The sequence below is a fragment of the Vibrio sp. 1249-1 genome (assembly GCF_033340495.1).
In genome coordinates, this window is record NZ_JAWOWJ010000001.1 from 154,460 (window position 1) to 179,388 (window position 24,929).

Here is a 24,929-nt window from a genome sequence, read left to right on the forward strand (position 1 = left end):
TTAAACCAAGGATGAGGTCAACCAGAAATGTAATGCCAGTTCCGGATCTGGCTAGCTTGGACTCACGTTGATGGTGTGTTGTTGATGTGTGATGACTTAATGGCTCTCTGACCATACTGCGAATTCATTTCCACTCGGTTCAGTGAAGTGGAATCGACAGCCGCCGGGGAATTCGAAAATAGGGCGGATAATTTTTCCACCATGCTGCTCTACTTTTGTCTGAGTGGCCTGAATGTCTGAGCTATAAAATACTAAAAGTGCGCCACCATTTGCGGTTTGGTTTATAAACTCAGATTTGAAGAATCCGCCATCCAATCCTTGTCCTGAAAATGCAGAATATTCTGGACCATAATCGGTAAAGCTCCAGTCAAAAGCACGCTCAAAAAATTGTTTGGTCGCACTGACATTAGTGGAACCAAATTCAACGTAATTCAATTTTTCATGTTGATGCATGGTGAAATCCTTCTCGGTTACTATCGTTTCTAGGCGAACTTTTCTACGATGATGTCGTCCGCTTTTTCGACAAATAATGCGCCATTATCTCTGAGCTCTGTCAGCACATTCTCTACATTATCAGGCAGCACCGCACGAGTTGAAGCAAGATTAACTACCACATTGTAGCCAAGTTCCAGCGCTTGCATGACGGATTTTTTCACACAAAAGTCTAAGGCAAGGCCACCGATAACTAAGGTATCAATCCCGTTGAACTTTAGAAATTCATGCGCGCCTGTCGTTTTGGTGTCGGCAATATCATGGAAAAAAATACCGTAAGGGTGCGCGTCAGGATCCATACCTTTATTAACTTGAAAATCGTAGTCCAACACGGGTGGTAAGCCATCTAGCAGCTCAGAACCTGTTGTGCCAAGCACACAGTGACGGTTCCACTTTATATCCACATTCGGTAAACCAACGGGCTCAAGCATATTGGCTGGCGATTCTGCATCCCATTTTGCTTTCGGTGGGTGCAAGTCACGACTGACCAGCTTTAATCGGCCTTTGGCATGATTGTTCAAAAGCTCCGGTACGATTTCCAACGCACCTGCAACGGGCAGTTCATTTGGACATAACTCACTAAAGCCTTTCTCTGGATCAACGTCGATCACTGCTGTAGTTTGATAGTTTACTCGAACAGTCATGGCAGACTCCTTGTCTGTCTGATTGTCTGCGTTTATCCACGCAAACAGTTTTGAAAAAAGGTTACTTCGTCGCTAGTCAGCGTATATACCATTGCGGGTTTTCCACCTTTGCCTTTGTTGGTTGAAGCGACTTTATTAGTGGGTTTTAGTACGCCTGAATCTATCAAGCGGCGCTTAATCGTCATTCGGCTGATATCAATACCAAACTCTTGATAAGCAGAAATGATGTCCGCAACCAAAAACTCTTTGTCTAATGCAAACAAAAGAACCGATGTGTATTCAATGGATGCACGAAGCTTTTGCCACGCTTTTTCAATGGTTTTTTGATGATCAAATGCGAGGGTTTCTTCTCCATTGAGAATAGCCTGTAGCGAAAACCATTTAAGTTGGCATTCCGGTACACCTGCATTATTTATTTGCTCTACATTGTTACGATCAACTAAGGCGTAGTGCGTAATGTTTAAGCTCCAGTCTTCTGGATCGCGCTTTGGATCACCGTCGATAAACGCTTCGCTAAAATGGCGAGGGTAGGTATGGATTTTCTCACGGCAAATTCGGCGACGCGCCGCTTCAAAGTTTTCATCGGCCGGGCGTCCGCCTTCACTGGTTAAGTCTTTATCAAAGACAAATCCGCCCGGTAGTGCCCAGACTCCATGGTATGGCCGATTTGGATTTGAACGTTTAATCAACAACACTTCCAATCCCTTATCGGCACAGCCAGATAGCCTGAATGGAATAATGTCGACAGATACGATCATGGTTGGGTCCTAATATTGATTTGTAAGTAATCTAGCGCATAACAAGTGGTCAATCAATGGGTAAGTAACGAGTTGTTAGAAACGTCTTTGGTAGTGTTAGTAATACGGTTTGAGCATAAATTTACGGATGACTCTGACTTATTCACAATGCTTGATCGAATTCTAGACAAAAAAACCTTATAAAAATGAGTGGTTAGTAACAAAAGTTGACAAACTATAGATGGGTGTTTATTGTTTACGCAAATTAGTTAGTAACAAAAAGTTATATACCCAGGAAGGGCATGTAGAAGGGCACCTAATGACCACCAAACTATTTTCTTCCCGCATCATTCAAAGCGCTTTGGATTTCGATGTCTACAAAGTCAATATGATGAGCGCTGTAACAGCGCTTTACCCTGATGCGATGGTGTCATATAAGTTTATCGTGCGCAGTGAGGAAGACCTCTCTGAGCTTTTGCCCGAGGTAAAAGCCGAAGTCCTTAAACTGCAAGATATTCAATTTACGCAAGAAGAAATTGAATATATTAAGCGTGTCGCGCCTTACCTGAACCCTGACTTTGTTGATGCACTGCGCCATTTCCGTTTCAACCCACAAAGTGATGTCTCTTTCCATAATAAAGCCATGGCTGATGGCTCAAGCCAGTTAAGAATTACCATTAACGGTTTGTGGCGAGATACCATCTTGTACGAAACGATCATCATGAGCATCGTGTCTGAAGTTCGTAGCCGTCAGCGTTGGTCAGATATCCCTGTTGTGCAATTTACCACTGTTTTAGAAGAGAAAGTTCGGCACCTAAAGTCGGAACTAAAACGTCGTAACATCACTAACTTTAAATTTTCTGACATGTCGACGCGTCGACGTTTTTCCTTCCAAGCTCAGCGCACTATGCTGGAATATTTGTGCCAGGAAGTGCCGGAATGTTTGACAGGAACAAGCAACTATCACTTAGCAAAAGAGCTAAACTTGACGCCTATCGGCACCGTTGCTCATGAATGGTTTATGGGACACCAAGCTCTGGTGAATGTGCGAGATTCGCAAAAAGTGGCGTTGCAACGTTGGCAAAAAATGTTTAATGGTGCACTAGGCATTGCGTTAACCGATACGATTGGTATCGATGCTTTCCTTAAAGACTTTGATGAAGAACTAAGTAACGCGTACTTCGGTGTACGTCACGATAGTGGTTGCCCTTATAGCTGGGGTGAAAAAATGATTGCACACTACCAGTCACTGAATATAGACCCATTAACAAAAACACTGGTGTTTACCGACGGACTTAACTTCGAACAAGCGTTAGATATTTGCGAGTATTTCCAAGGACGTATTCAGGTGAGTTTTGGTATCGGTACTTTTCTTGCCAATGATATGGGTGATTATGTCAATAAAGATGGTGAAGCCTACCAGCCACTTTCTATCGTGATAAAAATGGTCACGTGCAATGGTTCACCGGTCGCCAAAATCAGTGACGAACCTGAGAAAGCCATGTGTGAAGATATCTTCTTTTTGATGAATCTCAAGCGCCGCTTTGAACAACCTCTTGATTTAAATGAGTGTCGTAAAATGATTGATCGTTTAGAAACTGAAGGTCAAAATTATCTCATCGACGCGTAGGCGTTATCCTCTCTCCATGATAAGCACCCTCTATCGTTACGACAAATTTATATAGGTAAACGTGGAGGGTGATTTCGTTATAGTAATATACAGAAGTAACCAGATACAGCGCAGGAAAGCACTCAAAAGTTGATGTGTTATCTGCCTTTGATTGGTGTAAATCGATACGTTACAGCATCGTGGACGGTGTATCTCATCCGACACTAAACTCAGTCTAATCACGTAGTTTATTCCCACGTACCATGAGCTCACTCGGGTATAGACGTCTATCTGCTTTTATGACTTTGGGCTTCACGTAGTTGCTTGAATCAGGAGTCAAAATGAACCTAGTAGTACATTTGCAAAAGAAAGCGATCCGAAAATATGGCTATGAGATGGCCACTCGCCAAGCATGGAAGTGTGGTATCAAGGCAAATCTTGTAAAGCGCGTGATTGGCCTTTTTAAAGGACAAATTGTTTGTGTGGTTGAAGGTTGCCGAGCAGAGTTTTCTTCTCCTCTTAATAACCCCCTTCACGAAGATGACAAGCAGGGGCGATATGTGTTTGTTGGCGGTGTATGCTGGGAACCAAATAACATTATAGCGCCTGGTTTCCCTGATTTTATGTTTATGCACGTGCGTAATCTAAGCCACCGCCATAAGTATTTAACGGATGACGAACTATTTTTGAGCTTGGCTTAAAAATAAATCTCATAGACTAGTCCAGCCCAATCATAATCAGTAGTGATACAGTTTTAGCTCTGTTGACATTCTGCTGAGTGTTTCTTGACGTACCTCTTATAAAACAGTGTTTCTTTACTTGTTAATAACAAAGGGTTTGTTTTCGTCTGATGTGATTTCCCTTTTGCGATTTACCATAACGCTCATCAAAGCAAACCATACTGGGATGTAAATCATGAATATGAAATCTATCGCAATTGCAACGGCAGTTGTTGCTGTACTAGCAGGCTGTAAAGACAAAACGCCACCAGCTCCAACTCAAGCAAACATTACTTTGGTTGAAGCGGTGACTGAAACGGTGAAAAAGCCGCACCAAGTATGTAAAGACGTGGTAGTAACCGAGCAAGTTACCCCTGCGGATGACAATAAAATTATTGGTACGGTTGGTGGCGCAGCAGCTGGAGCTGCGCTGGGCAACCAAATCGGTGGTGGCTCAGGTAAAGTGATTGCAACTGCAGCTGGTACGATTGCTGGTGCACTGACAGGTCGTAAGATCCAGGAGAATGTGCAAAAAGGTGATGTAGTAACAACGACGAAAAAACAGTGTCATACAGAATATACGACATCTGATAAAGTAGTGGGTTACGACGTCACTTACGAAGTTTCAGGTGCACCAACGACGGTTCGTTTGGCGAGCAAACCAGCGACAAAAACGTTCCCAATTCAAGATGGTAACGTTGTTCTACCACAATAGTTAGCGACTTAACCGAAGCGATTAACAAGCCCTTTTATCTTTGAGATGAAAGGGCTTTTTCACATACGCGGCGTTTTCATCTGTTTTCCTATTGGAATGTGCGGCCAGAAATACCCGTTAATTTCCGCGTTCGATACAATCACTTTTCTAAAAGTACGAACGGAAAAAACATGGAAGATTTTTACCTGACCGAGCACGGTCTGGCTGGTTATTTCGAAGCTCAATGGTTCGACAAGTTCATTGAGGATCAACAGATTGAGATGATAACCAGTCGCTCAAAACAAGTCCCACTTTCTTTTTTGTCATCACCTCACTGCTCCCAAGTTGCTGATTTTATTGCGCAGGCGGTAATCGAAAGCAGCGTTCAGCCGTATTCCCTACTTGAGGTTGGGGCGGCGCTGGGAAGAAATTATTATGAGTTAGTGCAACGCTTACCTAACCTTAAAGAAGCGACGCTTGTGGAGCCTTCAAATAGGTTAATGGATGGCTTGAAGCAACTGTTAATAGAAGAACAACGCGTCGAGCTTACTTACCTTCACGATGTGAACACCTTAAACACTTTAGAGGTTGAGAATAGAGATATCGTACAGAAATGTGCTCATGTTGATTTGACGCTAATTAACCAGCCTTTTGAGCTCGATACTCTCCAATCTCGCTTTGATTTAGTCGTATGTTTAAATGTGATTGATCAATGTGAGTCGCCACTTAGCGTGATCAATGCTCTAAAAAAAACCACCAAGGTGGGTGGGCTGATCGTTGTCTCTTGCACTTATCAGTGGAACGCGAAACACATCAAAAATAAAGAAGAGGCGGTTGATGATATCAAAGAATACTTTGCTGAAGGCTGGCGTCTAGTGTCGGAAGCCGAGCATGAATATCGCATCCGGTTTAATGATCGCTTTGCAAGGCAGTTTTTATCTCACGTAGTCGCTTACGTAAAAACCGATTAGAGCCACATAAAAAAACCGAGCACTTACGGCTCGGTTTTTTAGTCTTTGGGTTAGAGCACAACTTTAAGTAACGTGCGCTTCTTGTTGCTCTTGCAACTTTTTCTTGCGACGCTCTCGTTTAGAAAGCCAAACCAGAGGCACAACAATCATAATGGTTCCTATTGCCATAAATATGTCTGGCACTTCTCCAAACCAAATCAATCCCACAAACACGGCACCAATTAAGCCACTGTATTCAGCGCTGGCAATTTTGTTGCTATCGATCGAGCGGTAAGCGATGACACATGTTGCTGCATAAATCATGATGAACAAACTTGAGCCAGCAGCAACAGGGAAAGCACTCCAGTCCCAAGGTTCTGCTTCGATCAGAACAAGCAAGAAGGCTACTGGAATACCTGCCAAGTTTGTCATCAATAACGTTTGCATCACAGACTGATTTTTTGGCAGTTTTCGAATGAGCAAGTTATTGATTGCTAAAGTAATTGCAACAACTAAAGCTGAAATGGCTGCCCAATCGATTTGGTCTGGACGAATGATGACCAATACACCGGCAAAGCCCATTATCGCTGCGGCGACCGATTGCTTAGACAACTGTTCTCCAAAAAAGATTGCTGCAAGCGGCAATATGATCAATGGCGCGGCGTAAAAGATCGCGTTCGCAGTTGCGAGCGGTAAAGATGAGATCGCCAAAACCATGAATATTGCACCAAGTAACCATACGTGAGCGCGAACAGCATGCCACTTAAACCCTTCAAGAAAAGGCGCATTTTTTGTTAGCAGGTAGACTGGCAGCAGGAAAAGCACCGCTGATATTTGTCGGAAAAAGACAAATTGAAAAATAGGCACTTCATTTCCGACACTTTTAATTAAAGAGTCCGAAAGCACCGCAATGAGATTTCCAACAATTAATAGCAGCATCGCTGCTCCGACCGATGTAACTTTCACTTTTTCCTCTCCTCTTTCTTTGCCAAAGAGTAGGTGATGTCATAGGATGAAGTGAAGTGATATTTATTAGTTTAAGTATGAGATTTTTAGATAATGAAATTGCCACCACTCAGAGCGGTTCACTGTTTTGAATCTGTTGCCAGAAACTCTAGCTTTTCGCTTGCTGCTGAAGAACTCAATGTGACGCAAAGTGCCGTTAGCCACCAGATACGATTATTAGAAGATTATTTGGGTGAATCATTATTTATCCGTCAAGGCAGAAAGCTCTCTTTGTCCGATACGGGCACCCGCTATTTAGAGGATATCAGCCCAGCAATTAGCTCAATTGCGATGGCCAGCCAAAAGGTGCGAGAAGGGGACAAAGGCAGCATACGGTTGGCGATTTATAGCTCGCTTGCCGTAAAGTGGCTTATTCCGCGTTTGTCTGATTTTAAGCGCTTACATCCAGAAATCGATCTGACACTCAATATGGTCGTTGGTGATCCTGAACAGACAGACAGCGTTGGCGATTGTTTTATCACGGTAGAGAAGCCAAAGCGAAACTACATGTCGGTAAAGTTATACGCGGAGACGTTGTATCCGGTCTGCAGCCATAAAATTTGGAAAGAGTTGCAAGATCAACCTATTCCAGAAGCGCTTTGGCGATACCCTATTTTGTCGACAGACTCAATTTATCGAGAGAGAGGAAAAGATTGGGCTGAGTGGTGCAGAGCGGGCGGTTACACCTTGCCGAAAGATGTCGATGTTCAACATTTTAGTCATATGTTGTTGGCAATAGAGGCGGCGCGTTATGACCAAGGCATCGCATTTGCGAATGATTTTATGCTCAATGAAAGAGATAAAGCGCACGATTTGGTGTACATCCCTTCTCATGGATTGGAAACTGGCGACAGCTTTTATTTTATTCATAAAAAGAGTCGAGCCAAGCAAACGGAAATCATCAAACTCACTAACTGGTTGAAGCAGCAATGCTTGTGAAATGACTAAATTGTCAAAATTAAGAAAGAAAGTGGCAAAGTTGTGTCTAAATATTTCATGTTTTATTGAGTTTTTATTCATTAACATCCACTTGGTTTTGAAACCAAGTGAAATGGATAGCATGGCATGCTTAAGGATGGGCAAAACACAACCTCAATAATTAACAGGCAGTGAAATACAATGTTTAAAAAAACATGGCTAATGACAGCCCTTCTAGCAACATGTTCTGTTGCAAACGCAGCTCCTTACGTTGGTGCATCTGTAGGTCAAGCATCGTTTGGTGATGTTAATGGCTCTATCAATGGTGGTGGTACTAACGCTAGCACTAAACTTAAACTTGAAGATGACTCAAGCCTTTCAGGCAAAGTATTCGGTGGTTACAAATTCAACGAATACATTTCTCTAGAAGCAGCCATTGGTGGCTACGATGCTTTAGACGGCAAAGTTGTTACTGTTGGTGATATGAAGTATCTATCGATTCAGCCAAAAGCGACTCTACCGATTGGCGATCGTTTCAACCTTTTTGCTAAAGCTGGTCTTTCTTACTTCAATGCTGAATTCAAAATTAGCAACTCTGTGATTGACGGTAGCGCAGGCCATACCACCATTTCTGACAGCACTGTAACAGGCATGTACGGTTTAGGCGCAGAGTTCGCTATTACTGAAAGCTTTGCTCTACAAGTTGAATGGGAATACATGATGCCTGAGCTAGACATTGCGAAATTTGGCAATGAAAAAGTAACGGTTGATGCAGACATCAATGTATTCTCTGTAGGTATGAGCTACCGTTTCTAAGAATACTTATTCAAGTTACCTCTTGGCTTAGTAAACGTTTTTGACTTCTGTTGGTCGAGCTGAGTCCAAGCTTTGAATTTGTTTAGATATAGCACAGGAAGTTTAGTTGCTAAGCGTCCTGTGCTATTTTTTTGCTTTGGAATAACTCTTAGGAATCTTTGTGAACGATGTCAATCTTAGGTATCTGGATCTACTGTTAAAGCACTTTGAACCTCACCAGTATCACCTTGTTACGCTTTCTGAGCTAGAAGCGGTGATTTGCACGTCGAGGCGCAATGTTTCTATTGTGATGAAAAAGCTTGCCACTTACGATTGGGTCGATTGGCAACCTGCGATTGGCCGAAGTAACGCTAGCCGTCTCAGTATTAATATTTCCCTCCAACAAGCGATGACCGAGTTTTTGGTTGAGGAGCTTGGCAGAGGAAGAATGAACTCAATAACGAAACTTATTGATTGGTTCGGTCAAACCGCGGTTAGAGCACTAACCATCGCTTCTGAAAAAGTGAATCGATTGAATGAATCAAATAACGCTATTTTGATTTCTTCTTACCCTTGGGTATCCAAAATCGACCCTGCGAATACTTACCGTCACACTGAATTACACGTCGCGAAAAGCGTTTATGACGTATTGCTGACCCAAAATTCCAATGGTGGTATCGAGCCATCGTTAGCACACGAATGGAAAATGGAAGGCAAGGTAATGACGTTATGGTTGCGGCCAGGCATATATCGCCATGATGGCGAGCCCCTTAACATACAGGATGTGGTTTGGAGTATAGAAAGACTTAGGGAGATAAAAGGACCAGTTCACGAGCTCTGGCAATGCATTGATAGCGTGGTTGCAGAAACATCTAACTGCTTAAAAATTATATTGAAGCATCCGAACAAGTTGTTTCCATACATGCTAGCAACTCCTCATGCGTCTATTCTGTGTCGAGATGTCGTCTCTTTCGGTTCTAGTTATTCCTACCACATAGGGACTGGGCCATTTAAAATCAGCGGCTGGAACCAGGAGAGTATGACTCTTGAAGCGCACAAAGAGTATTTTTCAGCACGCGCATTGTTAGATCAAATAACGCTGTCTCATGGTGATGTTAAAACCTTAAATATGTTGAGCTTTAACCAAAGCTCCGATCACGTTGAAGTGGAAAAAATTAGCGCATTTTCATATCTGACCTACCGCGAACGCGTGGAATCCCAACTCACAAAAGAGACCTGGTATCAACTCGCTGATTACATCCATGTGCAAAAGCGAATTTATGATGCGCCAAGTGCCGTTGACAGCATTCAGTTAGAGACTCATGAGCAAGATTTATCAATAACAGATGGTGGTGTGATACCTAAACTGAAAGGTAAAGTGGTATTAGCTGAACCTGTTTGGACGATACCGAGTCTAATTCGCCATTCCGAATGGTTGCACAGTGTGATTCGTGCAACGGGATTGGAGTTGGAGATCGTCGTTATTGATGACATTAGTTTTCCTGAGGTAGTGTCTCACCAAGCAGATTTGCTCTTCATTGAGGAAGTCATGGAAGCACCATTTGAATATGGCATCTTCGAATGGCTGTCGATAGCAACTGGACTGCGTTTTAGTTTTGATCAAAGCCAGATGTTAAGGCACAGAGAAAAGGTTCGCAGGGCGATGGCAGATGATCACTCGCTACAGTCTTTATTAAACCTAGAGAAAGCGCTGCGCGATCAGTACCTATATTTGCCTTTGTTTGTTGGCTACGAAGAAGTGACAAAAACACAGCAAGTGCGAGGTGTGCAGGTGAAGAATACAGGCTATAGCGATTTACATAGGTTATGGATTGCTCATTCACACTAGAGTCTGTGTTCAAGATTATGCAAATGTCCAACGCATAAAGCCATCGAAATGATGGCTTTATAAGGGCGTATCGGATTAGAAGTTGTACGACACACTTGCGCCAACAACCCATTGGTTTGCACTATCAACGATAGATGAGTCGCTGATACCGCTGCCTAGGCGCGTGTATTGTGTCATTTGGCTTACTTGCCAGTTGTCGTTGATTGGCATAACAAGTTTGTAGCCCACACCATAGCTTACCGTTGAATCACCTTTGTATGCTTTGCGGTTTGCGTTTGCTTCGCGTTGTTTTACACCAAAGTAGTAATCTACGTAGTCTTCACTTTGATAAGTTAGGTTAGCAAAAGGAACAAAATCAACACTACCGAATTTCATGATGTGGAAGTAAGTCGCGCCCGCTAAGTAACCTTTGTAAGCGCCACTGATATCGTGCTGAAGGTACGTAGAAATGACGTTGTTTTGATCCAGTGTAAAGTCTGCGTTTAAACCTAGATCGACGGCGAAGCGGCGTTTATCTGTGCCTTTCAGGCTTTTCGCTGTATCACCGTCGCGCATTACACCGCTACCTACAAGGTAGGTACTCATGTTGATTAACTCATTGGTGTTACCGAAGAAGCGGTAGTTAATGCCACTTAGGTCGGCATTAAAGTCGTCACCATGGTAACCACCGTTGAGAATTGGTGCTGTATTATGCTTTTGATCTTTGAAAAGATCGCTGCCTTGAGCCACACCAGCTTCTACGTTCCAACCGCCTTCGTTGTTGTAGATGTTACCGTTACGAATGTAAGTATCGCCAGCGAAAGCTGAGCCAGCAGCTGTCAGAGTAAGTAGTGCAATTAATGTTTTTTTCATCATTTTTCCGAGTTGTTCTGTTTTGTTTTGAACACTGTACAAAATGACGTTGTAAGCATCTATCGGCAAAGCGTATGGAAATGTAATGAACAATCAGGGTAAGAAGCAGAATGTTGCTTCAGAATAGAAAGGTTGCTGGAATAGCTTTCGTTAAAACAGCGAAAAAATCCGAGCTGGGGTGGCTCGGATTTGGGGTATTTATCAGGTATTGATACTAACTTCTTACTGTTTCGTTAAGTTGTATAGTGGTGCTAGGTCACCCGTTACTTTTTCGCCATTCATGTCTAGCTTCATAAGTACGTTTTCACCAACAAAGTATTGGTTTGGTGCATCTTCATTTGTCAACGTTACGATGCTGCCATTTGCGTCCCAAGTGAATTGACCTTCAGATTTTGATTGACCGTCTTCTTTGTCTTGGTAGCTTTCTTCAAGTACGTAAGTGCCATCTTGATTTAGTGTGATGGTCATATCGATACCAGCACAATCCGCGCAAGGTAGTGTTCCTTTGTAGGTGCCGTTCCAGTCCAGAGCACTTTGTGCGTTGTGTTCAGAGTCTACAAATGTCTCTTCAGTAATTACCTGTTCTTCTTCTACTGGTAACGTGTCAATTGTCTCAGTCGTAACGTCTGCACTGGTGGTGACTTCAGTTTCCGTTGCCTGAGGTACTTCAACTGCGCTTGTTTCGGCAGGTTTCTCATCTTGACAGCCTGCAAGAATGATTACCGCGCCTGTTAGTGCCAACATTGTCTTTTTCATTTTATCCCTCTTTAAATCAAGATTTTGTATGAGAGTAATAGTAGACATTTATCGAGGATTTGCGTCATCAAAAAGCAATAGAATGATCTAACTATGTCAATAAAACCGGATATGAGCATGAAATTGTCAGGAAAATCAGAACAATGTAAATGTTGCTTTGGGTATCAAGCTTGAGCCCACAGACAAATATCTAAAAGAGGATTGTGAGCGAGTTAATTGATAACAGCCCACATTGTTGTGAGCTGTATTATCAACATCATCTAAGAAACGTTATTGAAGCTTGAGCGTGAAGTGCCCCGTTTTGTGCTTCGTTGATCAGAAAATAGCTCCGCAATAACCTGACGATTTAATTCGCCTTTCAAATGGCCGTGCTCATCGATGACGGGCAGTGAATATTCACACGACATGACTTCAGTCAGCACTTGCTCAATGGCTAAATGTGGAGAGATGATAGGCACCTCTTCATAGATATCATCACGCCAATCTGATATATGAGTTAACTTCGCTGCGTTTAGCAATCCTTGCTGTGTTATCACGCCTTGATAGCCTGCATTGGTCTCATGGTAGGCATAATCACGTTTAACACGTTTCATTTCACTCAGCGCATCTTCAATGGTTTCAGCGCGAACACAGTACGAAGGTGGCTGCATCAGCGTTTCGACCGTCAGTGCTCGCGCTCTATTGACGTCTTTTACAAAGGCTTCAACGTACTCATCGGCAGGATGCAGTAAAATTTCGTCTGGTGAACCTTGTTGGACAAGTTCACCGTCTTTAAGAATCGCGATGCGATCGCCAAGTCGAAGCGCTTCATCTAAATCATGAGTAATGAAAATAATGGTTTTGTGCAGCTTCTGTTGCAGCTCTACCAGCTGATCTTGCATTTCGCTCCGAATCAGAGGGTCCAATGCTGAAAAAGCCTCGTCCATCAACAGTATTTCGGCGTCGGTAGCCAGTGCCCGTGCAAGGCCCACACGCTGTTGCTGTCCACCCGATAGTTGAGCAGGATACTGGTGCTTATAACCCGTCAGTCCAACGGTTTCTAACCATTCATTTGCTTTTTCTAAGCGCGCCTCTTTATTCATTCCCTGAACTTCCAAACCATATGCGATGTTGTCGATAACAGTGCGATGAGGCAGCAAACCAAAGCGCTGGAACACCATAGACATCTTGTGACGGCGAAACTGTTCAAGCTCTTTGTTCGAAAGTTGCATGACATCCACCCCTTCTACCAAAATCTGCCCCATGGTTGGATCGATTAATCGGTTGAAGTGGCGAATCATGGTGGATTTTCCAGAACCGGATAATCCCATAATGACAAAAATTTCACCCTTTTGAATTTGCAGGTTGATGTCTTTTAGTCCGACCGTGTGGCCCGTTTCCGTTAAAACCTGCTCTTTACTATGTCCCAACTTAACGCGCTCAATCACGCTATTGGGCTTGGGGCCGAAGATTTTATACAGACCGCTGATTTCGATAAGTGGACTAGTCATGTTTTGAGTCTCCTAAATGAGCTTGAGTGCGTTTCGCATACGCTTGTGAAGCACGATCAAAAAGGATTGCTAGGGCGACAATTGCTAAACCATTGAGAAGACCAAGAGTGAAATATTGATTGGTAATAGACTTTAGAACAGGCTGACCTAAACCTTTTACCCCAATCATTGATGCGATGACCACCATTGACAGTGCCATCATGATCGTTTGGTTAATTCCCGCCATGATGGTTGGCATTGCAAGCGGAAGCTGAACCCCAAAAAGCCGTTGCCGAGTGCTGGCACCAAATGCGGTTGCGGCTTCCAATACTTCTTTATCAACTAGACGAATGCCCAAATTGGTTAAACGAATAACCGGTGGAATCGCGTAGATCACTACTGCGATAAGGCCAGGAATTTTCCCGATGCCCAATAACATCACAACTGGAATGAGATACACAAATGCCGGCATGGTTTGCATGACGTCGAGTAATGGTGTTACCACCGACTGAATGCGATTAGAGCGCGCCATAGCGATGCCGATAGGGATACCAAGTGCGATGGCAAGCATAGTACATACAATGATGATACTGAGCGTGCGCATAGTATCTTCCCACATTCCAAAATAGCCAATCAGAATCAGCGAACCAAAACATGCAGCGGCCAGTTTCCAAGAGCGGCTAGCGGCATAAACGAGAGTGGTGCAGACACCTAAAATAATGAACCAAGGTGTAGAAATCAGAAGTTTTTCAAACCAGACAAGAAACGCCAGGAGCGGATCAAACAGAGACTCAATGAGTTCACCATACTCGCGAGAGAAATCTCTGTAGGCGCCGTCGAGTGTTTTGCGAATCGCCCTGAGATCAGAGGCATCCATTTCCGGGAATTCGCTGAGCCAATTTGCGTCAGACATATGTACTTCCTTTTTCTGATATACCTAAGCGCTCTCAAGAAACTTAATTTGGCAAGAAGAGTAGGGCACCTAGGCCAAGTAATGGTCGTTCGACAGGTTCTGTATCGAAAGTATTACCCTTTAAGCTCAGGCCAATGTCGTCAAACTTCTCTTTTTCGTTCCTTAGGTATACATCCTTTTAAATAAAACAATCATTAGTGTTCAAACTAATGATTTGCTTGGATTATAGTTTTTCTTCTTCAATAAAATGAACACATTAGCGTGTATTTGTATGAAAAATCTGCGCAAACTAACGTTTTTATTATCCGGTTAATTAGAATTGATCTTTTTGTTCGTTTGTCATCAAAATTCCTAAATTATTAGATGTCTAATTAATGCTGATGTATTACGTATTTGTCGTGTTGATTTTTGCAAACTTAGTTTATTGGCATATGCTAAAAATGTTATTGGCATATGCCAGTTTAAGGCGTAATTTGACTCTGTGTTTTTGAGGGACAATGATGGCAAGACCAAAGATAGAAAGACGAATATGCGGACGTGCGGCTCACCACTGCTTTAAGCCCAATGGCATTCCATTTAATCAGTTGGAGCAAGTCGCCATATTACCAGAAGAGTTAGAAGCGCTACGTTTAGCCGACTTAGAGGGGCTTAGCCAGCAGCAAGCTGCGGAGCAGATGGGCGTTTCTAGACAAACTTTTGGTAACACAGTAAAAAGTGCAAGATTGAAAGTCGCAAAAAGTTTAGTTGAAGGTCATGCATTAGTTTTTCCGAATGAGGAGTCAAACTTATGATTTATGCTATTCCTAATGATGGTGAGCGGGTGGCAAACCACTTTGTAAAAGCACCATACATCGCTATTTATTCTGATACTGACGGTATGCTAAAAAACTTAGCGAACATTGCTTCTATGCCACAAGCGGGTTGCAATGCGAAGTCTCAGTTGATTCAGTCTCTACAAGGGTACAATGTGGATGCTGTTCTTGTGCGAAATATTGGTGAACGTGTATTGGCAAAGCTACTTAGCAGTGGCACGCCAGTATTTAGGCTGTCTACTCGTAGTTCCTTGGAAGATGTGCTTGCGGTTCCAAGAGAGCCTTTTATTGAGCCCTCTCAAGGACGCCCATCAAACAATCATAAGAAAAGTGTTCACAAACAAAAAGGCGGCTGCGGCCCCTGTGGTTGTGGTGGCCAAAAATCAAAACCCTCCTTGTTGGCAAGACCTAAGGCACTACTCAAAGCAACATCTAGCCCTGCTATACTTAAGCTAGAGTCGATGGCTAATAAGGCAGGTTAATATGGTTTGGTTATTTACCTTTCTTGGTTTTCTCGCAATCATTTTGTTGATGTCACTTGGCGTCATTTTTCACAACAAGCGCATTCAAGGGAGTTGTGGTGGTTTGAATAATGTCGGCGTTGACAAGGTGTGCAATTGTGAAACCTCATGCGCAGAACCTGAAAGGCGTTTATATCAAATCTCAGAGCCTAACTCATCACCTGAGCGCTAAGGCTTTTGGCCCATTGCGGTAAGGTTTGTCGAAACCAGTCCAAATATTTGCTGGTCTGCGGATTCTCTCTGGAGACCAGTATGTTGACTACCTCGACAACGATCCACGCTTTTGCTAGTCCGATATCGCGCGCCAATTCTGTTGTTTCACCTTTCTCTGCGCACTTTATATATTTGTCTGCTACGTTCAAGTAATCATCAAATGTGCCCATGCCCTCGATGAGCGGCGCTAAATCTATCGCGACATGCCCTGTAGAAAAGCGCTCCCAGTCGAACAGCACCAGCTCGCCATTTTGGCGCTGTCCCCAGTTTCCTGCATTGCTGTCTCCGGAGATCAAGTTCTGCCCATCGAAAAGGTGCGCCGATCGTTGTTGTAGCTGGTGGAAGAACTTGAGCCCAGTTTAAGTGTTGCGAGTGCTTGTTGGGTCGCTTGTGGTGTCCACTGATGGCGGTGATAAATACCATCTGATATTGGTGGAAGTCGGTGCAGCTTGACGAGTTGTTCAATGACTCGATCATCTTCAAGTAAGAATGCTTGCTCGACTGCGTGGGGAACGTATTCAATGTGCAGAACGTTTTTCTGGTCGTCGAGTTGAATCAAGCGCGGTACGTGTATTCCAAGCGCGTTAAACTGCTCGGCATAGCGTTGATAAAACGCCACTTCTATTTGAGTAGGGTTACGTTTTTCTATTACTTGGACGCCATCTTTTTCGATGAGAAAAACTTTGGCACTGCCCATTTGGTTGAGTTCTTGTTGCGACACCGGACTTCCTGTCTTCATGTAGAGAGAGCTCACCTTAATCGCTGCACTCACGTTTGCCAATAGCCACGACAAAGTGCCTCAAAAATATTAAATGCAACTGTTTAAATATGATTTTGCTGTGAGTGTCTAAATTTTACACAGTCTCGCCTGTACTCCGTTAAATTCGTTCTACGCTTACTATTCGTCTTAATAAAGGAGAACCAAAATGGCTGTAATGAAGCAGGATATTCCAAATCGTGTAACGGTTTACCATGACAATATCGACCAAGAACAAGAGCTGAAAAATGCGATGCTGCCAGAGAAACCGCGCTACTTTAACGGTGCTCCGACTTACAAAGCGAACAGCATCGAAGAGTTTGAAAGCAAAATCAGTCAGATAGGTTTGTCTCTCGATAAATAATTTTTCTTTTACCTAAAAGCGCCCTCAAAATGAGGGCGCTTTTTTGTTTATGTGATTGATTTGAATCGTAGGGAATTAACCTTGTTGTGCACTGCCTTGGCAGACTTGTTTCTGCACTGCTGGTGGCGCGGGCTCGTAATGGCTTAAGGTCATACTAAAGCTGCCTTCACCACCCGTGATGGAGCGCAATCGACGAGCGTAATCTTGCAGCTCGTTTACTGGTGACTTGGCTCTGAGTAAGGTGAAGCTGCTGTCGATTGGCTCGGAGCCTTCGATTAAGCCTCGGTTGCCAGATAAATCACCAGAAACATCGCCAACATTCGCGGTTGGGATGTGCAGTTCCATCTGGACAATGGGTTCTAGCACAATAGGATCGGCGTTGTTAATCGCATTTAAAAACGCTTTCTTACCTGCGATGACAAACGCAATTTCTTTCGAATCGACGGAGTGATATTTACCGTCATAAACGGTGACTTCCACATCCTTAATTGGGTTGCCAGAAATCGCGCCTTCCTCTAACGCTTGCAAAATACCTTTTTCTACAGCAGGAATGAGCGCGGTTGGAATTGCGCCACCCACCACTTTGTTGATGAACTTAAATCCGGCGCCACGTTCGAGTGGACGAACCTTCAATTGCACTTCACCAAACTGACCTGCACCGCCACTTTGTTTTTTGTGTCGATAATGCCCTTCGGCAGGTTTGGTGATGGTTTCAAAGTATTCGACGCTTGGTTGGCAGGTTTCGACGTCCAGTTTGTACACGTTCGCCATCTTTTCTAATGCGACTTTGAGGTGAAACTCCCCTTGGCCGCTGATGATGGTTTCGTTGGTGCGAGCGCGATGTTCGATGCGCAGAGAAGGGTCTTCACTGGCAATTTTATTCAGCACATCTCCTAATTTTTGCTCATCTCCACGCTTAAGAGGCTTCAAGCACAAAGAATACATGGAGTCAGGAAGATCCAACGTTTTGAGTTGAACTCCATCTTCTTCGTGAGAGTCATGAACGATTGAATCGAATTCGAGATCATCCACTTTGGCTAAAACGCAGAAGTCGCCCGCAAGCGCGCGAGGGATCTCGGTTCTATCTTTGCCCTGCAGTTGATATAAGTGCCCAACTTTAAATGCCTTGTTGCTTTCGCCAATATAAAGCTGGCTGCCCGCATTGATTTCCCCCTGATACACACGTAAGTAGGCAAGTTTTCCCATATATGGGTCGACGCTGACTTTGTACACGTGTGCGACGGTGTGCTCTAAGGTTTCGCAATTTACTTTGATTTTTTTGCCGTTCTTTTCCAGTTGAGGAGGGTTACCCTCGTTTGGCATGGGCATGATCTCCGCCAAGGTGCGCAGCAGCAACTCGACGCCCGTGCCGGTTTGTGCTGAGACAAAACAGACCGGAATCACATGTCCAGTTCTCAGTGCTTCTTCAAACGGATCATGCAGTTGCTCTGCGGTGAGTTCGGAGCCTTGTTCCAGATACAGTTCCATCAGTTCTTCATCGACTTCGATGACTTGGTCAATTAAGGTCTCATGAGCTTCATCTACCGTTGCAAGTAAGGTTTCTCGTCCCAATTCTGGTTCGAAATAGCAGTCAACTACAGATTCCCCGTCAGCCGAAGGTAAGTTGATCGGCAAGCAGTGGTCACCAAAATGCTCAACGATGTTCTCCATCAATCTTTCTAACTGACTACCGTGGTTATCGAGCTTATTGATGATGATCATCTGACATTTTTGCTGCTCTTTTGCAAAGGTGAATAAGCGATCGGAAGTTTGGTTAAGTGGTGTTTGAGGGTCGATGACAAGGGCGGATGTTTCAACGGCAGGAAAAACGCTGATAGTACGGCCAAGTAACTCGTTTTGTCCCGGAGTGTCGATGATATTGAGCCGGTGTTTATTCCAGCGCAGTGCGACTGGCGTTGCTTCAATACTGTGTTGATATTGGATGGATTGAGGGTCGAAGTCGGTAACAGTATCGCCTTTTTCTACGCTGCCTAAATGGTGGGTGGCATCGCAGGTGAAGAGCAGTTTTTCTATCAGTGTGGTTTTACCGGTCCCGGTTTGACCGACAAAAGCGATATTGCGTATTTTATTGATAGGCATAAAGCCTCCTTGCAAGATGGCGTGAAAAACCTACGAATTGCTAGGAAGTGGGTTGTTATAGAAACCCACGCACTGCATTGGAGTAGGGCGGGATTACCGCCTATTCGTCTTCCATGTCATTTTCCGGATGACTCGATGCATAAGACCACCTTCTTGGACTACTGGAATCTTAGCATGCCTCAATAACCATATAATTTATGTGATTTATTTCATGATGGGGCTGATTGTTTTTTAATCGAGATCATAAACTCAGAGGTTCTGACTTTTGGAGCAAAACCTCTGGATTGTTTAGGCTATTTGGAAAGAACGATTTCGCCGTCGCGATAAACCAAGCTTGGCGTTACATCTTGTCCGAGCAACACCGGGCCATCAAGATCGACAACGCTTGCCTGAGCAGCAATGGGTAAGGCAGCACGCATCGCAAGCGACGTCCCCAACATACAACCGGACATGAGGCTAAAACCGAGTTTTTGGGCGTCGTCGGCTAATAATAGTGCTTCAGTGAGCCCGCCAGTTTTATCTAGCTTAATATTCACCATTTCATATTTTCCAACCAGCTGATGTAATTGCTCTCTGGTGTGACAACTTTCATCGGCGCAAAGTGGAATGGGGTGCGGAATGCTGGCGAGTACGTCATCGCAGTCTTGTGGCAACGGTTGTTCGATCATGGTGATGTCTAGCGGTTCGAGTTGAGCAAATACCGTCGCGAGGTCGAGGTTTTGCCACGCTTCATTCGCATCTAAGACAATTTGTGCGTGCGGCGCGGCATCGCGTACTGCTGCAACGCGCTCAATCACGTTTTCACCATCCAGTTTTACCTTAAGCAGTTTTGCGCCTTGGCTAAGGTAAGCTTGTGCCTGTTTTGCCATCGCTTGCGGCTTGTCGATAGAAACCGTCATCGCCGTCACAATCGCCTCGGGTAAAGTAAAGAGGTCGTGAACCTGCTGCTTTTGGCTCAAAAGCGCGTGAAGATGCCAAAGGGCGCAATCCAATGCATTTCTTGCCGCCCCTGCGGGTAATAACGATTGAAGCTGGCTTTTGAGAACCATGACATCAGCTTCGCCTTTGGCATACAAACTTTGCAGTTCATGCGCGGCGTGAGAAATCGCCTTAATCACCGATTCAACCGATTCACCATAACGAGGGTATGGCGTGCATTCACCTTGGGCGGTCATGCCTCGATGTTCAATTGTCACGCGGACTACGTGGCACTCTGTCCGACTGCCGCGAGAGATGCGAAATGGTGTCGCCATGGCAATCGTGACAGGTTCTACATGAATTTTCATCTCACTAGTTTTCCCTAAACCGCAGTTATTTTCTAAACCGTAAATGTTTCTTAAATCGTAAGGAGCCTATCTGCAACCGCATCAACGCCAAAACGTACAGGGTCGGTGACGGGCACTTGGTATTTGTCGCTCCAATCCTGGCATAACTGGGCTGCATCTTCTTCGCTGACCGCCGAAGTGTTCAAGCAAATACCCACTAATTGAGCGTTTGGATTTGTTAGGCGAGCAGCGGCCAGATTCGCTTCTATCGTTTGTTCAATGGTTGGCAAGCTCGCATGTGGTAAGTTGCGGATGTGCGGGCGACCAATCTCATGGCACAGTATCAGAGCGTCAGCTTGTGCGCCGTGAAGTAAGCCCAAACTTACGCCAGCAAACGAAGGGTTAAACAATGAACCTTGCCCTTCGATGATGTCCCAATCGTGATCGGTGAACTCAGGGCTGATCGCTTCTACTGCGCCGGAGATAAAATCGGCAACTACGGCATCAATCGAAATGCCACTGCCTGCGATGAGAATTCCGGTTTGACCCGTTGCTTTGAACTCTGCACGACAGTTTTTACGCTTCAATGCATACTCAATGGCAAGGGCAGAGTACATTTTGCCAACGGAGCAATCTGTTCCTACAGTAAGTACTCGCTTGCCTGCACGAGCTTTGCCATTGCCGACCTTGAGCGGGGCATCATAATGGCGAACATCATACAGTTTGGTTAATCCGCGTTGTTCTAGATCGGCAAGAGGAGAAAATTCCGCCAAACGTTGATGCATGCCCGATGCAATTTCAAATCCCATCTCTGCCGCTTCAAGTAAGGTTGCTTGCCAAGCTTCGGGAATGACGCCTCCTGGATTTGCCGTGCCGAGCACCAGCGTTTTTGCTCCTTGCTGCTGCGCTTGTTGTATTGTCATGTCGGTTAAACCAAGCGATACGGTTTCTGGCGTCAGGCGGATTTGGCCAAGGCAAATCTCAGGTCGCCATTGGTAAATGCCACGCGCGGTTTTTGCTGCAAGTGGATCGGTTACATCGCCAAGAAAAAGTAGGTAAGGTTGAGCAATTTGCATGATGGTTCCCTTCGTCATCGTTATTGCTCATTAATTTAGCCAGACTGATTTAGGAAACCGAATGCTTATTTGTTAGGCAGGTATAACTTCAGGTTATACCTTTAAACCATCTGTTGTTTTAGAGCGGTGATAAATTGCTTTGTCGCAATGGATTGAGGTGTGTGCTCTGCGAATAAAATAGAGACAGAGAAGGACATATTTGGCTCCAAAGCATGCACGGAAACGGCATTATCTTGGCGATATTGTTTTGCAGTCCAAGGGTCTACAATCGCGAATCCTGCTTCGTTTTTCACCAGTTCAGCCGCCGCGGAGTAGCTGCGGACGGTAATGGCATGTTGATAATGCTCGTCACGCGCTGACAAGGTTTGATGTAACAGCAAGCCCAGAGGGTCTCGGCTATCTAAACCGATAATGGGTAAATCGTGACTGATGAGTTCTTCTAAAATGACGGTTTTTTCTGCGGGTATCGCTGCGCTTTTAGGAGCAATCAGTGCTAAGTTTTCTTTCAATAACACGTGCCCCATGATCGCTGGTGGTGTTTCTTCACCGAACGCAATGGCGACATCCAGTTCATGTTTCAGTAATCCTGAGCACAGCTCATCGCGATTGGCCGTTAATAGCTCAAAGGAGATGCCGTGCTCTTTCGACAACAACGCGACAGTCGGCGCTAACAAGTGCGCGGCCAAAACAGGCGGGGCACCGACTCGTAAATGTTGAGTTCCCTGTTTGACTTTGTTGGTCAGAGAGCGAAATTGTCCGAGTTGTTGATAGACTTTTTCAGCCTCTGGCAATAAGGCTTTGGCTTCTTGAGTGGGAACGAGGCGACCTTTTACACGCTCAAATAAAGCGAAGCTCAGTTGTTGTTCTGTATGGGCGAGAACTCGAGTGACATTAGGTTGGGAAACGTGCAGTAAGCGAGCCGCGCCTGACACCGTTCCTGCTTGCATAATGGCGTAAAAGACTTCTAATTGCCTTAAGTTCACTGCGATTTCCCCCTGCTCATGTTGGTCACCTCAGAATACCCAACCTTGCTGATAAGCGATAGAGGCAAAAGTGCTGGCGTAAAAAATAGGAAGACGATGTTGGTTGCCTTCTTATCTCGCTTTTTCAATTTCTCAACTTCTCAACTTCTCAACTTCTCAACTTCTCAACTTCTCAACTTCTATGCTTCACTTTGCTGCTGCATGAAGGGGCAGGTCGTTAAACGGCTCGACGTCTCGGCTGAGTAATCCCATCAAAACCACTGCTAACACCATGACAACAGCTGTTATTGCAAAACCGTATTGTGTTAGCTCGTAATGACTTAACATCGCGATTAACACGTAACTGAGAGATTGAATGGTGGTGGCAAACATGCTGATGCCGCCATCGACGCGACCTCGTTGATGAACCGCTACGGTATGATGCATCCAGTTGACTCTCGCAATGCGATTTAGCGCGTTAAATACGCCAAACAGCGCCGTAAACAATAAGATGGTCAGCGGGCTCATCGCAAAACTCATACCGATAAGCGCAAAAGAGACCATAACCATCGAAGCGAACATAATGTGGCTATGGGAGGCACGGCTTAGCACTTTGGTGACAATAAAGCCGGTTAGCAACGAGCCGAGGCCAAAACTGATGTTGAACCCTGCAAACCAATCGCCAGAGATGCCTTGTTCAGAAAACCAAATCGGCACCAGTTTGCTCAAATACGTCAATGCAGGATAAGAGAGGCAAGAGAGCAGAATAAAGCCATAAAATCGAGGTTCGAGACGGAATATTTGTTTGCTCTCTTTGAGTTGCGCGATGAAAGCAACGGATTTTGATGCCCTTAATTGTTGGGTATAAGGCGTCAGAATATAGAACATCGCTGCTAACGCAGAGGCGCTGGCCGCAAACAAAGCAAACTCTTTCATACCCCACATTTCAAGCAAAACAATACCCAACGCGCCAGCTCCGAGGGTTGTGGATTGCATTACAACTTCTTGCTGACCCGAAATTTTCGCATACTCATGGTGCTGATAATTTTCTTGGGTGAAGGCGTTGTTGGTCGTCCATGCAAAATTACTCGAAACCCAATACACCAATTGCGCAAAAGCCAGCAACCAGTGTGACTCAAACCCTAACCAATAAGCAATGAACACCACCAAAGCCATACCCGATTGAATCCATTGATTGAGCACGAGTAGTACTTTGCGTGAATGTCGGTCAATTAAAGTGGAAAAGAAAGGCGTTGCTAGAAAAGAAATCGCGGTGCAGCTCAGAGAAACTAAAGCTACGAAAGTGCCCATGTTAGGTTCGGAAAGCATGACCCATGGCAGCGCCATCATGAATAAGCCAGAGGAAATGCTGTCGAAGAAGCGGCCAGCTAAGTACGGCTGAGTTTTATTTTTCATTATGTTTGCCTCTAACTCCCGATGGATTTCAAAAGGTTGATGTCCAACTGTCTTGTGTTTAACAACCAAGTCGTTCGCGCTGAACACATTATCTTGAGATCGCCGGGGTTTAGCGTTAATTAAGATGGTGCAACTTTAAAACCTCAAGTAAACTTGAGGTAAAGCATTTTTTTAACAAAATTGATACACAGGGAGTCAAGGATGGAAATCAGCGTAGGAGAAGTGGCAAAACGTTCTGGAGTGAAAGTATCTGCCCTACATTTTTACGAGCAAAAAGGACTGATTTCGAGCTGGAGAAATCAAGGTAATCAGCGTCGCTACCATCGCAGTGTGTTGCGCCGTGTTGCGGTGATCAAAGCAGCGCAGCAAGTTGGGTTGTCGTTAGAAGAAATTAAACATGCGTTAGATGAACTGCCGAAACACCAAGCCCCTAACAAAGCGCAATGGGAAGAAATGGCAAGCCATTGGCATGAACAGTTAGAACAAAAGATTCAAAAACTTAAAGCGTTGCAAAACGATTTAGGCGGATGCATTGGCTGCGGGTGCTTGTCGTTAGAAACCTGCGCACTGCGAAACCCAGAAGATGTATTAGGGAAAGACCACTCGGGGTCGAACTTAACGTTAGAAGAAGAGTAGCGATTATCTCTATTCTTTGTCGAAACTGTCGACTACGATCGCGCCCATCGAAGCAGGCATTGTGATGACGATAACGCGTTTTATCGCAACCAAAGGCTCATTCATGAGTGGCAGTTTATCAAGACAGAAAAGAACTAACGCTACCACAACGGCCGCAATGAGGTACGCAATAACCACACGAAAAATAAAGATGGATACGCGATTCTTGATGTGGCTTTGAAACACGCTTTGATACGCGAAAAAACTGAGGAAAATGACAGAAAGACTTAACAGCATGAGCAAGTTTGCCATTGGTAGGCTCTCACCCAATCGCCACGCTTCCTCCGAAAATGAGATCGGGACTGCTAGGGCAAAAGCGCCAACCAATACTTGGCTAGCGTCTTCTAGATTAAAGTGGCTGCTCAT

Annotated in this window: 26 protein-coding genes and 1 pseudogene; 12 read left to right on the plus strand and 15 right to left on the minus strand. The window is 44.5% G+C overall.

Annotated features, from left to right (window positions below; translation table 11 throughout):
- Nucleotides 1-96: 96 nt before the first annotated feature.
- From R7Z50_RS00740 to R7Z50_RS00750, 3 genes are read right to left on the minus strand one after another with little or no spacing between them, the layout of a single operon-like run.
- Entirely contained in the window at nucleotides 97-453 is a 357-nt protein-coding gene (locus R7Z50_RS00740; protein ID WP_042523322.1) for a VOC family protein, read from the minus strand.
- 29 nt (nucleotides 454-482) lie between these two features.
- Nucleotides 483-1,136, minus strand: a complete 654-nt coding sequence (locus R7Z50_RS00745) for an isochorismatase family protein (protein ID WP_033906301.1) — start codon at nucleotides 1,134-1,136, stop codon at nucleotides 483-485.
- 32 nt (nucleotides 1,137-1,168) lie between these two features.
- Nucleotides 1,169-1,894 carry an NUDIX domain-containing protein gene (locus tag R7Z50_RS00750; protein WP_005373953.1) on the minus strand — a complete coding sequence of 242 codons (726 nt, stop codon included), beginning with the start codon at nucleotides 1,892-1,894 and terminating at the stop codon, nucleotides 1,169-1,171.
- A gap of 298 nt (nucleotides 1,895-2,192) precedes the next feature.
- Here R7Z50_RS00750 and pncB point away from each other — a divergent pair, with 298 nt between their 5' ends.
- The 4 genes from pncB (at nucleotide 2,193) to R7Z50_RS00770 (ending at nucleotide 5,866) form a co-directional block, all read left to right on the plus strand.
- The gene (gene pncB / locus R7Z50_RS00755) at nucleotides 2,193-3,503 is read left to right on the plus strand and encodes a nicotinate phosphoribosyltransferase (protein ID WP_021035923.1); all 1,311 of its coding nucleotides are present in this window, start codon (nucleotides 2,193-2,195) and stop codon (nucleotides 3,501-3,503) included.
- Nucleotides 3,504-3,823: 320 nt separating this feature from the next.
- Nucleotides 3,824-4,183, plus strand: coding sequence for a hypothetical protein (locus tag R7Z50_RS00760; protein WP_005373947.1), 360 nt, complete (start codon nucleotides 3,824-3,826; stop codon nucleotides 4,181-4,183).
- Between the two features lie 214 nt (nucleotides 4,184-4,397).
- The gene (locus R7Z50_RS00765) at nucleotides 4,398-4,916 is read left to right on the plus strand and encodes a glycine zipper 2TM domain-containing protein (protein WP_064369415.1); all 519 of its coding nucleotides are present in this window, start codon (nucleotides 4,398-4,400) and stop codon (nucleotides 4,914-4,916) included.
- Nucleotides 4,917-5,086: 170 nt separating this feature from the next.
- Nucleotides 5,087-5,866, plus strand: a complete 780-nt coding sequence (locus R7Z50_RS00770) for a methyltransferase domain-containing protein (protein WP_054730619.1) — start codon at nucleotides 5,087-5,089, stop codon at nucleotides 5,864-5,866.
- A 63-nt stretch (nucleotides 5,867-5,929) separates the two neighbouring features.
- Here the strand turns inward: R7Z50_RS00770 and R7Z50_RS00775 are convergent, their stop codons facing one another.
- A complete protein-coding gene (locus tag R7Z50_RS00775) occupies nucleotides 5,930-6,811 on the minus strand; it encodes a DMT family transporter (RefSeq protein ID WP_318148803.1) in 882 nt (293 codons plus the stop codon).
- Between the two features lie 93 nt (nucleotides 6,812-6,904).
- On the opposite strand from R7Z50_RS00775, the gene R7Z50_RS00780 reads away from it, so the two are divergent.
- The 3 genes from R7Z50_RS00780 to R7Z50_RS00790 all read left to right on the plus strand — a co-directional run bounded on the left by R7Z50_RS00780 (nucleotide 6,905) and on the right by R7Z50_RS00790 (nucleotide 10,412).
- A complete protein-coding gene (locus tag R7Z50_RS00780; RefSeq protein ID WP_206970403.1) occupies nucleotides 6,905-7,789 on the plus strand; it encodes a LysR family transcriptional regulator in 885 nt (294 codons plus the stop codon).
- A gap of 180 nt (nucleotides 7,790-7,969) precedes the next feature.
- Nucleotides 7,970-8,584 (plus strand): outer membrane beta-barrel protein, encoded by a 615-nt coding sequence (locus R7Z50_RS00785; RefSeq protein ID WP_206970401.1) that lies wholly within the window; start codon nucleotides 7,970-7,972, stop codon nucleotides 8,582-8,584.
- 160 nt (nucleotides 8,585-8,744) lie between these two features.
- Nucleotides 8,745-10,412 carry an ABC transporter substrate-binding protein gene (locus tag R7Z50_RS00790; protein ID WP_206970399.1) on the plus strand — a complete coding sequence of 556 codons (1,668 nt, stop codon included), beginning with the start codon at nucleotides 8,745-8,747 and terminating at the stop codon, nucleotides 10,410-10,412.
- A 75-nt stretch (nucleotides 10,413-10,487) separates the two neighbouring features.
- On the opposite strand, the gene ompV is transcribed toward R7Z50_RS00790, so the two are convergent.
- The 4 genes from ompV to R7Z50_RS00810 all read right to left on the minus strand — a co-directional run bounded on the left by ompV (nucleotide 10,488) and on the right by R7Z50_RS00810 (nucleotide 14,402).
- Nucleotides 10,488-11,264 (minus strand): outer membrane protein OmpV, encoded by a 777-nt coding sequence (ompV, locus tag R7Z50_RS00795; protein WP_158155734.1) that lies wholly within the window; start codon nucleotides 11,262-11,264, stop codon nucleotides 10,488-10,490.
- A gap of 222 nt (nucleotides 11,265-11,486) precedes the next feature.
- The gene (locus R7Z50_RS00800; protein ID WP_005373930.1) at nucleotides 11,487-12,020 is read right to left on the minus strand and encodes a copper resistance protein NlpE; all 534 of its coding nucleotides are present in this window, start codon (nucleotides 12,018-12,020) and stop codon (nucleotides 11,487-11,489) included.
- Between the two features lie 260 nt (nucleotides 12,021-12,280).
- Nucleotides 12,281-13,510 (minus strand): glycine betaine/L-proline ABC transporter ATP-binding protein, encoded by a 1,230-nt coding sequence (locus R7Z50_RS00805; protein WP_213889584.1) that lies wholly within the window; start codon nucleotides 13,508-13,510, stop codon nucleotides 12,281-12,283.
- Nucleotides 13,503-14,402, minus strand: a complete 900-nt coding sequence (locus tag R7Z50_RS00810; protein ID WP_064376182.1) for an ABC transporter permease — start codon at nucleotides 14,400-14,402, stop codon at nucleotides 13,503-13,505. The genes R7Z50_RS00805 and R7Z50_RS00810 overlap by 8 nt, the downstream gene beginning before the upstream one ends.
- Before the next feature lie 500 nt (nucleotides 14,403-14,902).
- Between R7Z50_RS00810 and R7Z50_RS00815 the strand changes: the two genes are divergently transcribed.
- The 3 genes from R7Z50_RS00815 to nqrM are packed head-to-tail and all read left to right on the plus strand — an operon-like array spanning nucleotide 14,903 to nucleotide 15,907.
- On the plus strand, nucleotides 14,903-15,193 hold the full coding sequence (locus R7Z50_RS00815; protein WP_005373924.1) for a DUF134 domain-containing protein: 291 nt from the start codon (nucleotides 14,903-14,905) through the stop codon (nucleotides 15,191-15,193).
- Nucleotides 15,190-15,696, plus strand: coding sequence for a NifB/NifX family molybdenum-iron cluster-binding protein (locus tag R7Z50_RS00820; protein ID WP_064376183.1), 507 nt, complete (start codon nucleotides 15,190-15,192; stop codon nucleotides 15,694-15,696). Before R7Z50_RS00815 ends, R7Z50_RS00820 begins: the two co-directional genes overlap by 4 nt.
- Before the next feature lies 1 nt (nucleotide 15,697).
- Nucleotides 15,698-15,907: a (Na+)-NQR maturation NqrM gene (gene nqrM / locus R7Z50_RS00825; protein ID WP_017635136.1), complete on the plus strand. Its 210-nt coding sequence runs from the start codon at nucleotides 15,698-15,700 to the stop codon at nucleotides 15,905-15,907.
- Here nqrM and R7Z50_RS00830 read toward each other — a convergent pair.
- Nucleotides 15,885-16,687: pseudogene (locus tag R7Z50_RS00830) on the minus strand (phosphotransferase). The gene nqrM and the pseudogene R7Z50_RS00830 sit on opposite strands and share 23 nt — an antisense overlap.
- Nucleotides 16,688-16,874: 187 nt before the next feature.
- Here R7Z50_RS00830 and R7Z50_RS00835 point away from each other — a divergent pair.
- Nucleotides 16,875-17,069, plus strand: coding sequence for a hypothetical protein (locus R7Z50_RS00835; protein WP_005373920.1), 195 nt, complete (start codon nucleotides 16,875-16,877; stop codon nucleotides 17,067-17,069).
- Nucleotides 17,070-17,144: 75 nt separating this feature from the next.
- On the opposite strand, the gene fusA is transcribed toward R7Z50_RS00835, so the two are convergent.
- The 5 genes from fusA to R7Z50_RS00860 all read right to left on the minus strand — a co-directional run bounded on the left by fusA (nucleotide 17,145) and on the right by R7Z50_RS00860 (nucleotide 23,888).
- Nucleotides 17,145-19,169 (minus strand): elongation factor G, encoded by a 2,025-nt coding sequence (gene fusA / locus R7Z50_RS00840; protein ID WP_206970392.1) that lies wholly within the window; start codon nucleotides 19,167-19,169, stop codon nucleotides 17,145-17,147.
- A 293-nt stretch (nucleotides 19,170-19,462) separates the two neighbouring features.
- The gene (dgcA, locus tag R7Z50_RS00845) at nucleotides 19,463-20,455 is read right to left on the minus strand and encodes an N-acetyl-D-Glu racemase DgcA (RefSeq protein WP_033906306.1); all 993 of its coding nucleotides are present in this window, start codon (nucleotides 20,453-20,455) and stop codon (nucleotides 19,463-19,465) included.
- Between the two features lie 50 nt (nucleotides 20,456-20,505).
- Complete coding sequence (dgcN, locus tag R7Z50_RS00850; RefSeq protein WP_025767998.1) at nucleotides 20,506-21,510, minus strand: N-acetyltransferase DgcN; 1,005 nt, start codon at nucleotides 21,508-21,510, stop codon at nucleotides 20,506-20,508.
- A gap of 101 nt (nucleotides 21,511-21,611) precedes the next feature.
- Nucleotides 21,612-22,493: a LysR family transcriptional regulator gene (locus R7Z50_RS00855; protein WP_025767997.1), complete on the minus strand. Its 882-nt coding sequence runs from the start codon at nucleotides 22,491-22,493 to the stop codon at nucleotides 21,612-21,614.
- 186 nt (nucleotides 22,494-22,679) lie between these two features.
- On the minus strand, nucleotides 22,680-23,888 hold the full coding sequence (locus tag R7Z50_RS00860; RefSeq protein ID WP_318148804.1) for an MFS transporter: 1,209 nt from the start codon (nucleotides 23,886-23,888) through the stop codon (nucleotides 22,680-22,682).
- Between the two features lie 201 nt (nucleotides 23,889-24,089).
- Here R7Z50_RS00860 and soxR point away from each other — a divergent pair, with 201 nt between their 5' ends.
- Complete coding sequence (soxR, locus tag R7Z50_RS00865; protein WP_005373898.1) at nucleotides 24,090-24,524, plus strand: redox-sensitive transcriptional activator SoxR; 435 nt, start codon at nucleotides 24,090-24,092, stop codon at nucleotides 24,522-24,524.
- A gap of 9 nt (nucleotides 24,525-24,533) precedes the next feature.
- Here soxR and R7Z50_RS00870 read toward each other — a convergent pair whose 3' ends face one another.
- Complete coding sequence (locus R7Z50_RS00870; RefSeq protein WP_005373896.1) at nucleotides 24,534-24,929, minus strand: DUF2391 family protein; 396 nt, start codon at nucleotides 24,927-24,929, stop codon at nucleotides 24,534-24,536.

Bases quoted from the DNA above. Each gene is read 5' to 3' on its own strand.
- R7Z50_RS00740 (WP_042523322.1), bottom strand. From the start codon at position 453: ATGCATCAACATGAAAAATTGAATTACGTTGAATTTGGTTCCACTAAT.
- R7Z50_RS00745 (WP_033906301.1), bottom strand. From the start codon at position 1,136: ATGACTGTTCGAGTAAACTATCAAACTACAGCAGTGATCGACGTTGAT.
- R7Z50_RS00750 (WP_005373953.1), bottom strand. From the start codon at position 1,894: ATGATCGTATCTGTCGACATTATTCCATTCAGGCTATCTGGCTGTGCC.
- pncB (WP_021035923.1), top strand. From the start codon at position 2,193: ATGACCACCAAACTATTTTCTTCCCGCATCATTCAAAGCGCTTTGGAT.
- R7Z50_RS00760 (WP_005373947.1), top strand. From the start codon at position 3,824: ATGAACCTAGTAGTACATTTGCAAAAGAAAGCGATCCGAAAATATGGC.
- R7Z50_RS00765 (WP_064369415.1), top strand. From the start codon at position 4,398: ATGAATATGAAATCTATCGCAATTGCAACGGCAGTTGTTGCTGTACTA.
- R7Z50_RS00770 (WP_054730619.1), top strand. From the start codon at position 5,087: ATGGAAGATTTTTACCTGACCGAGCACGGTCTGGCTGGTTATTTCGAA.
- R7Z50_RS00780 (WP_206970403.1), top strand. From the start codon at position 6,905: ATGAAATTGCCACCACTCAGAGCGGTTCACTGTTTTGAATCTGTTGCC.
- R7Z50_RS00785 (WP_206970401.1), top strand. From the start codon at position 7,970: ATGTTTAAAAAAACATGGCTAATGACAGCCCTTCTAGCAACATGTTCT.
- ompV (WP_158155734.1), bottom strand. From the start codon at position 11,264: ATGAAAAAAACATTAATTGCACTACTTACTCTGACAGCTGCTGGCTCA.
- R7Z50_RS00800 (WP_005373930.1), bottom strand. From the start codon at position 12,020: ATGAAAAAGACAATGTTGGCACTAACAGGCGCGGTAATCATTCTTGCA.
- R7Z50_RS00805 (WP_213889584.1), bottom strand. From the start codon at position 13,510: ATGACTAGTCCACTTATCGAAATCAGCGGTCTGTATAAAATCTTCGGC.
- R7Z50_RS00810 (WP_064376182.1), bottom strand. From the start codon at position 14,402: ATGTCTGACGCAAATTGGCTCAGCGAATTCCCGGAAATGGATGCCTCT.
- R7Z50_RS00815 (WP_005373924.1), top strand. From the start codon at position 14,903: ATGGCAAGACCAAAGATAGAAAGACGAATATGCGGACGTGCGGCTCAC.
- R7Z50_RS00820 (WP_064376183.1), top strand. From the start codon at position 15,190: ATGATTTATGCTATTCCTAATGATGGTGAGCGGGTGGCAAACCACTTT.
- nqrM (WP_017635136.1), top strand. From the start codon at position 15,698: ATGGTTTGGTTATTTACCTTTCTTGGTTTTCTCGCAATCATTTTGTTG.
- R7Z50_RS00835 (WP_005373920.1), top strand. From the start codon at position 16,875: ATGGCTGTAATGAAGCAGGATATTCCAAATCGTGTAACGGTTTACCAT.
- fusA (WP_206970392.1), bottom strand. From the start codon at position 19,169: ATGCCTATCAATAAAATACGCAATATCGCTTTTGTCGGTCAAACCGGG.
- dgcA (WP_033906306.1), bottom strand. From the start codon at position 20,455: ATGAAAATTCATGTAGAACCTGTCACGATTGCCATGGCGACACCATTT.
- dgcN (WP_025767998.1), bottom strand. From the start codon at position 21,510: ATGCAAATTGCTCAACCTTACCTACTTTTTCTTGGCGATGTAACCGAT.
- R7Z50_RS00860 (WP_318148804.1), bottom strand. From the start codon at position 23,888: ATGAAAAATAAAACTCAGCCGTACTTAGCTGGCCGCTTCTTCGACAGC.
- soxR (WP_005373898.1), top strand. From the start codon at position 24,090: ATGGAAATCAGCGTAGGAGAAGTGGCAAAACGTTCTGGAGTGAAAGTA.
- R7Z50_RS00870 (WP_005373896.1), bottom strand. From the start codon at position 24,929: ATGAGCAGCCACTTTAATCTAGAAGACGCTAGCCAAGTATTGGTTGGC.